This window comes from Flavobacterium sp. (assembly GCF_046153165.1).
Classification (GTDB): domain Bacteria; phylum Bacteroidota; class Bacteroidia; order Flavobacteriales; family Flavobacteriaceae; genus Flavobacterium.
The window spans coordinates 1-12,410 of sequence record NZ_JBJXEN010000102.1 but is presented as its reverse complement, the minus strand read 5'-3'; the positions used below and the strand labels follow the sequence as shown (position 1 = coordinate 12,410).

The window sequence follows — 12,410 nt, the reverse complement described above, 5'->3', positions numbered from 1 at the left end:
CTATTTAGAATTTGCCATAAATTCCTCTGCTTTTTCGACCATATTATAGCTTCCGCAGAAAAAAGGAACACGTTGGTGTAATTCTGTAGGCTGAATCTCCATAATACGATTATAACCGTCAGATGCTTTTCCGCCTGCTTGTTCCGCGATAAATGCCATTGGACTACATTCATAAAGCAAACGCAACTTCCCTTTTGGTGCTTTCGAACTCGTTGGGTAGATATATATTCCACCTTTAATCATATTTCTATGAAAATCGGAAACCAAACTTCCAATATATCTTGAAGTATAAGGACGATCGCCTTCTTCAAGTTGACAATATTTGATGTAATTTTTAACTCCTTGTGGAAAATGAACATAGTTTCCTTCATTCATCGAATAGATATTTCCATCTTTCGAATATTTCATGTTTGGATGCGAAAGATAAAAAGTTCCAATAGCTGGGTTTAATGTAAATCCGTTTACACCACAACCAGTTGTATAAACTAACATGGTCGAAGTGCCATAAATAACATAACCCGCAGCAACTTGATTTATTCCTGGCTGCAAGAAATCTTCGATTGTAACAGGAGTTCCTACAGGTGTAATTCTTCTAAAAACAGAAAAAATCGTTCCTACCGAAACGTTTACATCAATATTCGAAGAACCATCAAGCGGATCCATCAAAACCACATACTTATTATTATGACTATTGTCTGAACCTGCAACGGTGATAAAATCATCATTTTCTTCGGAAGCAATTCCGCAAACAATTTCACGATTTATTAAAGTTTGAATAAAAACTTCATTAGCGTAAACATCTAATTTTTGTTGGTCTTCACCTTGTATATTTTGATCTCCAGCAGCGCCAATAATATCAACTAATCCGGCTTTATTTACCTTATAATTCACAACCTTAGCTGCTAATCTAATGGAATTAATAATGCGAGATAATTCTCCCGATGAGTATTGAAAAGCATTTTGGTTTTCAATAATAAATTCGCCTAAGGTTTTGTTACGTTCTTCCATTTTTCGAAATCGTTGTAGTTGTTTTTGCAAATATCGATTATAATTTTTGAAAACATTACTTACATAGAAATAAAATTATACTAAAGTTATTTTATATTTGTTGTGAATAAAATTAACAAAAAAACATGAATGTAAAATCAATTTCTTTAGTACTATTTGTAGCAATTTTCGGATTATCTAATGCAAATGCTCAAATAAATTTAGGAGAAAAAGCAATGGGAGCTTTGCAAAAAGGCTATGCTGGTTTCACTTTTAGTGATGAAGATGCGGCAAAATTATCGAAAGAAGCTGTCGATAAAATGGACAAGGAAAATACGATTGCAGGTCCGAAAGATCCTTACACAGTTAGATTAAATAAATTATTTGGCAAACACAAAACCGAAAACGGGTTAGTACTTAATTATAAAATATATAAACTAAAAGATGTAAATGCATTTGCCACTGCCGACGGAAGTGTTCGCGTATTTTCAGGTCTTATGGATATTATGGACGATAATGAAATCCTAGCCGTAATAGGTCACGAAATAGGCCATGTTGCTAATCATGATTCTAGGGATGCTGTAAAAGCTGCGTATAAAAAAGAAGCATTGTTAGATGCAGCTGGTTCTCAGTCTGATAAAGTTGCAGCTATAACCGAAGGTCAAATAGGAAATATTGGAAAAGCTCTAATGAATAGTAGTCACAGCAGACAACAAGAAACAGATGCCGATACTTATTCGTATGATTTTATGAAACGTAATGGCTATAATGTAAATGCCGTTGAATCTGCTTTTTCTATTTTAGCAAAGTTGAGTGAAGGTACCGATTCGTCTTTTATCACAAGAATGATGAGTTCTCATCCTGACCCAAAACAAAGAGCTGAAAATGCAAAAGCAAGAGCCGAAGCTGACGGATTATATAAACCATATGTAAAACAAGTAAAAGCAAGGGCAAAAGTTACTCCTAAGAAAAAGAAATAATATGATTATTAGAAAAGGCCAAAAAGAGGATATGCCAGCCGTTTTAGAATTAATAAAAGAGCTGGCCATTTTCGAAAAAGAACCTGATGCTGTTGTTGTTACTGTCGATGATTTAGTTCGCGATGGTTTTAGTAACAACCCGCTTTTTTATACATTTATTGCTGAAGTTGAAGGGAAAATTATTGGCATGGCTTTATATTATTACCGTTTTTCTACTTGGAAAGGCAAAACCATTCATCTAGAAGATTTAATTGTCAAAGAAAAAAGTCGAGGAACTGGTGCTGGATATGCTTTGTATGCAGAAATAATGGCGCAAGGAAAAAAGGACAATGTTCGTAGGATAGAATGGAATGTGCTCGATTGGAATGCACCTGCCATAGATTTTTACACTAAATCGGGCGCAAAATTACTAGAAGATTGGCGAGTTGTAAATATGGATGAAGCAGGAATAAATGCCTTTTTATCAAAAAGTTAAAAATCTAAAATTCTAAATTTAAAAATGAGAATATTCAAATTTGGTGGTGCATCTGTAAAAGATGCTGATGGTATAAAAAATGTTTTCGACGTTTTACAAAAAGTAGGTTACAAAGAAGTTTTGCTCGTGGTTTCAGCCATGGGAAAAACAACGAATGCTTTAGAAGTAGTCATTAAAAATTATTTTGATAAATCACCAGATTTAAATGCTTCTGTTCAAGAAGTAAAAAAATACCACAATCAAATTTTATTGGATTTATTTGATGATGAAGAAAGTGAAGTTTTCCTTGATGTAAATGATCATTTTGCAGATTTAGAATATTTTTTACGAAGTAACAAATCACCTAATTATAATTTTGTGTATGATCAAGTGGTAAGTTTCGGAGAAATTATATCGACCACAATTCTGAGTCATTATATGAATTTCAGAAACATTAATACAGAATGGTTGGATGTTCGCAATTATATTAAAACCGACAATACTTATCGTGATGCTGAGGTAAATTGGGAAATTACTCAAAAGAATATTTCGAAAATCGCCAAAAAAAAATCACTTTTTATTACCCAAGGATTTGTTGGTGCCGATGAAAATGGATTTACCACAACACTAGGACGAGAAGGATCAGATTATACAGCAGCCATTTTCGCCTATTGCCTTAACGCCGAAAGCGTAACCATTTGGAAAGATGTTCCAGGAGTAATGAATGCCGATCCGCGTTATTTCGAAAACGCAACCTTACTCAATCAAATTTCTTATAGAGAAGCCATCGAATTAGCTTTTTATGGCGCTAGTGTCATTCACCCAAAAACATTACAACCTTTACAGAAAAAAGAGATTCCGCTGTATGTAAAATCTTTTATAAATCCTTTGTTGCCTGGAACTAGTGTGTCTAAAGGAGAAGATTTAGAACCTAAATTACCTTGTTTTATTGTCAAAAAAAATCAATTATTATTATCTCTTTCCTCGATAGATTTTTCATTTATCATGGAAGAAAATATTAGCGAAATCTTTAGTTTATTACACCAATATAAGATAAAAGTAAGTTTAATTCAAAACTCAGCCATTAGTTTTTCAGTTTGTTTAGAAGACAAGTTTGGCAATTTTAATGAATTAAAGAAAACATTATCTAAAAAATTCAAATTGTCCTACAACGAGAACGTATCGCTTTACACGATAAGACATTTTGACGAAAAAGCATTTCAAATGGTCGAAAAAAATAAAACCGTTTTACTAAAACAAATGAGTAGAGAAACAATGCAAATTGTAACAAAGGAATAGTTTTTAAATAATACACTACTTTTGTAATGTTCTCGTTATAGTAAGTATGTTTAAAAAGCTGATTTTTTTGATTGTAATTTTTGGTTTTTCTGAGTTTTACGCTCAAGAAATCAAAACCCCATACAAATCAAAAAAAATAGTTGTTTCTCGAGATTCAATTCAAATTGACAGTGTGAGTATAAACGCTAGTTTTTTTAAATTGCTTGATGCAAAAGGCGAAACTATCGATACTAGTTTTTACAAAGTAAACTTCTCTAAAGGTTTATTAACATTCAAAAACAATTACAAGACTTCCGATACACTAACTGTACGTTATTTAAAATTTCCAGAATATTTAACTAAAGAATATACCATATACGACAAAAGTCGAGTAGTAAATAATGGCAATAATCTAGGGAATTTATATAAAGTTTCTAATGATAGTTTCAAAAAATTTACACCATTAGATGGACTTACAACTTCTGGAAGCATCTCACGAGGAATAACTATTGGGAATAATCAAAACACATCGGTAAACTCAAATTTAGACCTTCAAATCACAGGAAAATTATCAGACAAAGTAAGTTTAAGAGCTTCAATTCAAGACAGTAATATTCCATTGCAAGAAGGCGGATATTCTCAAAAATTAGACGAATTTGATCAAATTTTTATCGAACTTTTTTCAGATAAATGGAGCGTTCGTGCTGGAGATTTATTCCTAGAAAACAGAAAATCTAGATTTCTGAATTTTAATAAAAAAGTACAAGGTTTGTCTGCTCAATTTACTTTAGGAACACCTGAAAAGAAAACCGAAATTTATGCGTCTGGTGCCATTGTTCGCGGACAGTATGCGAAGAGTAATTTTATAGGACAAGAGGGAAATCAAGGTCCATACAAACTAAAAGGGTCAAATGGCGAATTATATGTTCTAGTAATTTCAGGTTCAGAAAGAGTTTACGTAAATGGAATTTTACTTAAACGAGGTGAAAACAATCAATACACAATCGATTATAATGCAGGAGAAATTATTTTTACCTCTCTATTCCCCATCACTTCAGAAATGAGAATTACTATCGAATACCAGTTTTCCGATAGAAATTACACAAGATTTGTAACTTATGTGGGTGCAAATCACGAAGAAGAAAAATGGAGTTTAGGCGGTTATTTATATTCTGAAAACGATGTGAAAAATCAATCATTACAACAAAACTTATCACCCGCACAAGCACAAATATTAGCTGCAGCTGGCGACGATCAAAATGCAATGAATGCTTCTTCGGCAGTGCTAGATGTGTATTCTGACAATAAAATTTTGTACAAGAAAGTAATGGTAGGTTTAATAGAAACTTTTGAATATTCTACTAATTCACTCGACATTTTATATAGTGTAAAGTTTAGTTTTGTGGGCAATAACCAAGGAAATTATATTGTTTCGAACACAATTACAAACGGAAGAGTTTTTAAATATGTTGCTCCAATTGCTGGAATTTCTCAAGGAAATTACGAACCAATAATTAGATTAATTGCACCAACAAAGATTCAAATTGCTACTATTTTAGGAAAATACAATCCTAACGAAAAAACAACCGTCGATTTTGAAGTTGGAATTAGTAACAATGATAAAAATCTTTTCTCAGGAATTGATGATAATAACAATCAAGGTTTAGCAGGAAAACTAAATTTCAAACAACGATTATTGTCTAAAAAATGGCAAGTAGATCTCTTTGGAAATTACCAACTCATTCAGAAAAATTTCAAAACCATCGAACGATTATTTACTATCGAGTTCGACCGAGATTGGAATTTATCAAATCCATTAGGAAACCAAAGTTTTGTGACCTCCGGATTATTATTTTCTTTGGCAGGAAAATCTAGTTGGAAATATCAGTTCGAGAAATTAGATTTTTCAGAAAGTTTTTCAGGAAATCGACACATAATTTCTGGCTATTATAAACATAAAAACTGGTTGTTTTCAAACGACGGAAGTTTTCTAAACAGCGATGGGAATATTTCAACTTCCAAATTTATTAGAAACCAAAGTCAAACAAAATACCATTTCAATAAAAATTGGATTGGTGGAAGTTTTCGATATGAAAATAACCAAGAAAAAGTAAAATTGACCAATCAGTTTTCTAATTTAAGTCAACGTTTTTCTGAATATGGTGCATTTATAGGACGAGGAGATTCGACCAAAGTTTTTGTCGAATTGGGCTATCTAAATCGTGTAAATGATAGTTTGCAATTGGGTTTATTAAAACGTGTAAATACATCTCAATCATATTATTTAAAATCGAAATTAATTCAAAACGAGAAAAGCGATTTATCTCTTTTTGTAAATTACAGAAATTTGAAATTTGAAGATCCAATTCGTGGTAACGAACCGTCATTAAATTCTAGATTATTGTATAATGATCGTTTTTTTAATCAATTAATTCAAACTACAACAACATACGAAACTACATCAGGAACCATACCTCAACAAGAATTTAGCTTCCTTGAAGTAGATGCTGGAAAAGGAATTTATGCTTGGAATGACTACAACGGAAACGGGATTCAGGAAATTCAAGAATTTGAAATCGCACCCTTTCCAGACCAAGCAAAATATGTAAAAATATTTTTGCCAAATCAGATTTTCATCAAAACACATCAAAATAAGTTCTCTCAATCACTTACTTTAAGCCCAACGCAATGGCAAAATGCCATTGGATTTAAAAAATTATTGTCTTATTTTTATAATCAATCATCCTATTTAATAGAAAGGAAAATAAAACGAGAAAATGATAATTTCGATCTGAATCCTTTTTCGGAGAATAATCAAAATTTATTGGGGCTAAATTCGAGTATTCGAAACAGTTTGTTTTACAATCGTGGCAAACAAAATCACTCTGTTACCTATACTTTTATTTCAAATAAAATAAAAAGTTTGCAATCATCTGGAGAACAAGAAGCAAAAAACACATCGCATCAATTGCAATACGATCATTTGCTAAAAAAATATTGGTTATTTACTTTGTCTGGTAAAACATTTGCGACAAGCAATACTTCAGAGAATTATGCTAGTAGAAATTTCGAGATAAAAGGAAATCAGTTGGGACCCAAAATTTCTTATTTATTTTCTAAAAATGCAAGTTTAGATATTTTTTATGAAATGCAAAATAAAGAGAATAAATTAGGTGATAAAGAATCATTAAAACAAAACAAATTTGGAACATCATTTAGTTTTTCTAGCCAAAAGAAACTAACACTAAATGGCGAATTTTCTTTGTTTAATAATAAGTTTATTGGTAATGAATTTTCACCAGTATCATTTCAAATGCTAGAAGGATTACAACCAGGAAAAAACATGACATGGCGTTTATTGCTACAAAAGAATCTTACTGAATATCTAGATATAAATATTAATTATTTAGGAAGAAAAAGTGAAACGATAAATACAGTTCATACAGGGAATATTCAATTGAGAGCTTATTTTTAATTTTAGGCATGCTTTTTGTAAAAAAATTACTAATTTTAAATAATTAAACCATAAAAATTAATCAAGTCATGAAGAAAATTCTATTATTATGTATGGTTTTTGTTTTCTCAAATAGCTTTTTTGCTCAAGAAACAGAAACTAAGGCTAAAAAAGCAAAAACTGAAAAAGTAAGTAAGGCTAAAGAAAAAGCTGATGCTAAAAAAGAAGAACTTAAAAAAGAGAAAGCAGAAGCTAAAAAAGTAGCAGCAAAAGAAAAAGCTGATGCTAAAAAAGCCGAAGCTAAAGCTAAAAAAGAGTTAGCAACTGAAGAAAAAGAAGTAAAAAAGACTAAAGCTAAGACAGAAAAAAAAGATTCTAAGGCTAAAAAAGAGACTGAAGAAAAAGTTTCAAAAACAAAAAAAGAAACTGACGACAAAGCAGTTAAACCAGTAAAAGAAGTAAAAGCTAAAACTGCTGAAGTAAAAGAAAAAGCAACTAAAAAAGTAGCAAAAAAAGAAAGAGTTTCTACAGAAAAAGCGAACCCTAATACCACAGACAAAGTAACTGGCGAGTATAATGGAAAGAAGGTTTATACTGGTCCTCGCGGTGGAAGATACTACATTAATAAAAATGGAAATAAAACATATATTGACGACGAGCAAGGAAACTAATCTTGATAAAAGCTAAATTCAAGATTATTATTCTGCCTATTTTTTATAAGACCTCGCAAAATCGCGAGGTCTTATTATTTTTGTGAAATATCATGAATTAGTAAAACAATCCAACTACATCTATCAAAAATTTATTCCTTCGATTTAGTTAAGTAATAAACAGGAATCCCTAAAGCCACAATAAATAATCCAAGTCCTGTATTTGTAGTGTCATAAATTAATAATGTAATACAAATTAACGATGTTAAGGTAATATAAATAGCGGGAATTACAGGATATCCAAAGGCTTTATAAGGTCTATCTACATTGGGTTCTTTTTTTCGTAAAATAAAAATTCCGTAAATAGTAAGAATATAAAACAACAACGATGCAAAAGTAGAATAGGTTAGTAAATCACCGTATTTTCCCGAGATACACAATACACAGGCCCAAACACATTGAAACCAAAGTGCCTTTGCTGGAACGTTATTTTTATTTAATTCTCCAGCTTTTTTAAAGAACAAACCATCTTTAGACATTGCATAAAACAATCTTCCACCAGAAAGAATTAAACCAGAATTACAACCAAAAGTCGAAACCATAATTAATCCAGCCATCACAAAAACGCCAATATTTCCCATAATTACATTAGCCGCTGCCGCTCCTACTCTATCCTGACTAGCAAACATAATCCCTTTATTAATAACAGACTCTCCGACTGGAGTTCCTTGCATAGGTAATAATGCTAAATAAGCAATATTTGCTAAAATATAAATGATAGTCACAATCAATGTTCCTAAAAACAAACTTCTTGGAATATTCTTCTTAGGTTCTTTTATCTCCCCAGCAATAAAAGTTACATTATTCCAAGCATCACTCGAAAATAAAGAATTTATAATAGTTGCTCCCATAGCTCCAAGTAAAGCAACTCCAGCTAATTTAGTTACAGTCACAGTACCATCATCATTCAAAACTGTTTTTGAAGCTTCCCACATGTGAGCAAAATTATTAGATAAAACATCTGTTTTTAAACCAATGTACAAGCCTAAAATAATAATAGCAAACAAAGCAAATAATTTAGCCGAAGTAAAAACCAACTGAATCATTTTACCACTTTGAACTCCTTTTGTATTAATATAAGTTAGCAAAACAATACTTGCCATCGCAAGAATTTGTTTATTAGTAAACGAATAACTTTCCCCTATAGTCAAAATTTTATTTTCTAGAATAGGAAAAAATACTGCCGAATAGTTAGCAAAAGCTACAGCAACTGCAGCAATAACACCGGTTTGAATCACTGTAAAAACTGTCCATCCATACAAAAAAGACATTAATTTGCCATAAGCACGCTGAATGTAAACAAACTGCCCGCCAGCATTAGGCATCATTCCGGCTAATTCACCATAACTTAAAGCGGCACTCATAGTTAGTAAACCAGTCACCAACCAAATCACTAAAAGCCAAGCTGCAGAACCTACATCTCTAGCCATAGCAGCCGTTACAATAAAAATTCCAGAACCAATCATAGATCCAGCAACTAAACTTGTAGCATCTAACAATCCTAATTCGCGTTTAAAAGTTTGTTTTTCTTCTTGCATAAAATTATTTTTTGAATGCTAATATAGTTTTTTTATTAAATATGCATGACTCTCGAATAAACAAATAACCAAATCCACAAATAAACTTTTATATTTGTAAAATGAATGAAAATTTAGATCCTACAAATCAAAACTATAATCCTGAAGAACTCGATTTAGAAAAAAAATTGAGACCACTTTCGTTTGATGATTTTTCTGGACAAGAACAAGTTTTAGAAAACCTAAAAATATTTGTACAAGCAGCCAATCTTCGTGGAGAAGCGCTTGATCACACTCTTTTTCATGGTCCTCCAGGATTGGGAAAAACTACTTTAGCCAATATTTTAGCGAATGAATTAGGTGTTGGCATCAAAATTACTTCTGGACCAGTTTTAGACAAACCCGGTGATTTAGCAGGATTGTTAACTAATCTTGATGAGCGTGATGTTTTGTTTATAGACGAAATTCATCGATTAAGTCCCATTGTCGAAGAATATTTATATTCTGCCATGGAAGATTTTAAGATTGACATTATGATAGAGTCTGGACCTAACGCTCGTTCGGTTCAAATTAATTTATCGCCATTTACATTAGTAGGAGCAACCACTCGTTCAGGATTATTAACCGCTCCCATGCGTGCCCGTTTTGGTATTCAAAGTAGATTACAATATTACAATACCGAACTTCTAACCACCATTGTGCAACGAAGTTCTTCGATTTTAAAAATGCCCATCACAATGGAAGCGGCTATAGAAATCGCTGGACGTAGTCGTGGAACACCTCGTATTGCCAATGCAATGTTGCGACGTGTTCGAGATTTTGCTCAAATAAAAGGAAACGGAAGTATTGATATTGAAATCGCAAAATTTGCTTTAAATGCTTTAAATGTTGATGCTCACGGTCTAGATGAAATGGATAACAAAATTCTAACTACGATAATCGATAAATTTAAAGGTGGTCCCGTAGGATTGTCAACATTGGCGACGGCTGTTTCTGAAAGCAGCGAAACCATTGAAGAAGTATATGAACCTTTTTTAATTCAAGAAGGATTTATCATGCGAACGCCTCGTGGAAGAGAAGTTACAGAAAAAGCATACAAACACTTAGGAAAAGTTAAAACGAATATTCAAGGCGGACTTTTCTAATCGCAATTTTGTCATTCTGACGATGGAAGAATCTTATATTATTTGTGATAAACAATAAATCAAAATATACACAACTCATTAAATTCGAAGCACAACGCCTCGGTTTTTTGTCTTGCGGCATATCTAAAGCAGGATTTCTTGAAGAAGAAGCACCTCGTTTAGAAAATTATTTAAACAAGCAAATGCACGGACAAATGTCCTACATGGAAAATAATTTCAACAAAAGACTCAATCCAACATTACTTGTTGATGATGCAAAAAGTGTCATTTCACTATTACTGAATTATTATCCACAAGAAATTCAAAATACAGATTCTTATAAAATCTCAAAATACGCTTACGGACAAGATTATCATTTTGTTATTAAAGAAAAACTGAATGAGTTATTGCATTTCATTCAAACAGAAATAGGAGAAGTTTCTGGCAGAGCTTTTGTAGATTCGGCACCAGTATTAGATAAAGCATGGGCAGCAAAATCTGGATTGGGTTGGATAGGAAAAAACAGTAATTTACTCAGCAAACAAGTCGGCTCTTTTTATTTTATTGCAGAACTCATTGTTGATCTAGATCTCGAATATGATTATGCGACGACAGATCATTGTGGTTCTTGCACTGCTTGTATAGACGCTTGTCCAACTGAAGCTATTGTTGCTCCTTATGTTGTTGATGGGAGCAAATGTATTTCCTATTTCACCATCGAACTAAAAGAAAATATTCCACAAGAAATGAAAGGAAAATTTGATGATTGGGCATTTGGTTGTGATGTTTGTCAAGATGTCTGTCCTTGGAACAAATTTTCGAAACCACACAATGAACCACTTTTTCATCCTAATTCTGAAATTTTATCCTACACAAAGAAAGACTGGGAAGAAATAACAGAAGACACATTCAAAAAGGTATTTAAAAATTCCGCCGTAAAAAGAACAAAATTTGAAGGCTTGAGTAAAAATATTGAATTTTTAAAAAGAGTAGATTTTTGATTTACAATAACCTACCCTTTTTTATTATAAAAAATTTAGTTCATTTGAGTACCATCAATTGGAATCATACGACATGATTTTGCACGATACGTAACTGCCACTCTCATTCTATAAGGGCCATAAGTTGTCACCATAAAACCATTAATTCTTTGATAATTTGTAATTAGATAACCTGAACTAGGTCTTGCATTTATGGCGAGTTGTTTACATGCGTCAGTTTTTACATTTAACTCATTTGCAGTATAACAACAATTACTATAATCTATATCAATAAATCTAGTTTCAGTATAACTAGACCAGCTACAACCAGCAGGCAAACTTTCGGTTCTACAACTATTTAGTAAATTAACCATAGTAAATTGGCTATTAAGGTCTGTCCCATAGCCTGAAGTAAAATTACAACCATCATTTGTTAGCGTTTCTGGACAACTTGCTATTTTAGCAACATTACCATCAGTAGATTTGAAATTCAGATTGTCAGTGTTTTTTAAAACTGTTTCTTGTTTTTCAGAGTTTTCAGAAGATGCATTATTGTCTTTGTCACACGAAGTGAAAAACACAAGGTTAGCGAATAAAGCAATAATAACAGTGCTTCCTAATTTTAATTTGTTTGATTTTTTCATTATAATATTGTTTGATTTGCCTACTCTTTTATATTGGATTTTTGGCTTACTCCATTTGATTAATCGTTTATAGATAAATACAATTTCATTTTGTTACCCCTATTTTAAAAAAATTTCGAAATTTTATCTTATAAAGGAGATTGGGAAGAAATATTGAATTTTTTAAATAAAAAAAACCTCACATTTCTGCAAGGGTTATTAATTAAAAAAGAACTCTATTTATTCTCTTGTAAATAAGAAGTTTTGACCTCTCATTTTAATAGTAAATTCACTTTTTGTTTC

The 12,410-nt window shown here is 31.8% G+C and carries 10 protein-coding genes; 7 read left to right on the top strand and 3 right to left on the bottom strand.

Annotated elements, in window-relative coordinates; genetic code table 11:
* A complete protein-coding gene (gene fbp / locus ACKVOV_RS12360) occupies window positions 1-1,008 on the bottom strand; it encodes a class 1 fructose-bisphosphatase (protein ID WP_409207066.1) in 1,008 nt (335 codons plus the stop codon).
* Between the two features lie 125 nt (window positions 1,009-1,133).
* Between fbp and ACKVOV_RS12355 the strand changes: the two genes are divergently transcribed.
* From ACKVOV_RS12355 to ACKVOV_RS12335, 5 genes are all read left to right on the top strand, one after another.
* Entirely contained in the window at window positions 1,134-1,967 is an 834-nt protein-coding gene (locus ACKVOV_RS12355) for a M48 family metalloprotease (RefSeq protein ID WP_409207065.1), read from the top strand.
* 1 nt (window position 1,968) lies between these two features.
* Window positions 1,969-2,442, top strand: coding sequence for a GNAT family N-acetyltransferase (locus tag ACKVOV_RS12350; RefSeq protein ID WP_409207064.1), 474 nt, complete (start codon window positions 1,969-1,971; stop codon window positions 2,440-2,442).
* Window positions 2,443-2,466: 24 nt separating this feature from the next.
* Window positions 2,467-3,720, top strand: coding sequence for an aspartate kinase (locus ACKVOV_RS12345; protein WP_409207063.1), 1,254 nt, complete (start codon window positions 2,467-2,469; stop codon window positions 3,718-3,720).
* Window positions 3,721-3,766: 46 nt separating this feature from the next.
* The gene (locus ACKVOV_RS12340; RefSeq protein ID WP_409207062.1) at window positions 3,767-7,174 is read left to right on the top strand and encodes a hypothetical protein; all 3,408 of its coding nucleotides are present in this window, start codon (window positions 3,767-3,769) and stop codon (window positions 7,172-7,174) included.
* 68 nt (window positions 7,175-7,242) lie between these two features.
* Window positions 7,243-7,824, top strand: coding sequence for a hypothetical protein (locus tag ACKVOV_RS12335; RefSeq protein ID WP_409207061.1), 582 nt, complete (start codon window positions 7,243-7,245; stop codon window positions 7,822-7,824).
* 131 nt (window positions 7,825-7,955) lie between these two features.
* Here the strand turns inward: ACKVOV_RS12335 and ACKVOV_RS12330 are convergent, their stop codons facing one another.
* The gene (locus ACKVOV_RS12330; RefSeq protein ID WP_409207060.1) at window positions 7,956-9,401 is read right to left on the bottom strand and encodes an APC family permease; all 1,446 of its coding nucleotides are present in this window, start codon (window positions 9,399-9,401) and stop codon (window positions 7,956-7,958) included.
* 101 nt (window positions 9,402-9,502) lie between these two features.
* Between ACKVOV_RS12330 and ruvB the strand changes: the two genes are divergently transcribed.
* Entirely contained in the window at window positions 9,503-10,525 is a 1,023-nt protein-coding gene (ruvB, locus tag ACKVOV_RS12325; protein ID WP_394759027.1) for a Holliday junction branch migration DNA helicase RuvB, read from the top strand.
* Window positions 10,526-10,569: 44 nt separating this feature from the next.
* Window positions 10,570-11,505, top strand: a complete 936-nt coding sequence (gene queG / locus ACKVOV_RS12320) for a tRNA epoxyqueuosine(34) reductase QueG (RefSeq protein ID WP_409207059.1) — start codon at window positions 10,570-10,572, stop codon at window positions 11,503-11,505.
* A 35-nt stretch (window positions 11,506-11,540) separates the two neighbouring features.
* Here the strand turns inward: queG and ACKVOV_RS12315 are convergent, their stop codons facing one another.
* Window positions 11,541-12,128 (bottom strand): hypothetical protein, encoded by a 588-nt coding sequence (locus ACKVOV_RS12315; protein ID WP_409207058.1) that lies wholly within the window; start codon window positions 12,126-12,128, stop codon window positions 11,541-11,543.
* Between the last annotated feature and the right edge of the window lie 282 nt (window positions 12,129-12,410).

Coding starts and splice junctions, on each gene's coding strand:
- ACKVOV_RS12315 (WP_409207058.1), bottom strand. CDS start 12,128: ATGAAAAAATCAAACAAATTAAAATTAGGAAGCACTGTTATTATTGCT.
- ACKVOV_RS12330 (WP_409207060.1), bottom strand. CDS start 9,401: ATGCAAGAAGAAAAACAAACTTTTAAACGCGAATTAGGATTGTTAGAT.
- ACKVOV_RS12350 (WP_409207064.1), top strand. CDS start 1,969: ATGATTATTAGAAAAGGCCAAAAAGAGGATATGCCAGCCGTTTTAGAA.
- ruvB (WP_394759027.1), top strand. CDS start 9,503: ATGAATGAAAATTTAGATCCTACAAATCAAAACTATAATCCTGAAGAA.
- ACKVOV_RS12340 (WP_409207062.1), top strand. CDS start 3,767: ATGTTTAAAAAGCTGATTTTTTTGATTGTAATTTTTGGTTTTTCTGAG.
- ACKVOV_RS12355 (WP_409207065.1), top strand. CDS start 1,134: ATGAATGTAAAATCAATTTCTTTAGTACTATTTGTAGCAATTTTCGGA.
- ACKVOV_RS12345 (WP_409207063.1), top strand. CDS start 2,467: ATGAGAATATTCAAATTTGGTGGTGCATCTGTAAAAGATGCTGATGGT.
- fbp (WP_409207066.1), bottom strand. CDS start 1,008: ATGGAAGAACGTAACAAAACCTTAGGCGAATTTATTATTGAAAACCAA.
- ACKVOV_RS12335 (WP_409207061.1), top strand. CDS start 7,243: ATGAAGAAAATTCTATTATTATGTATGGTTTTTGTTTTCTCAAATAGC.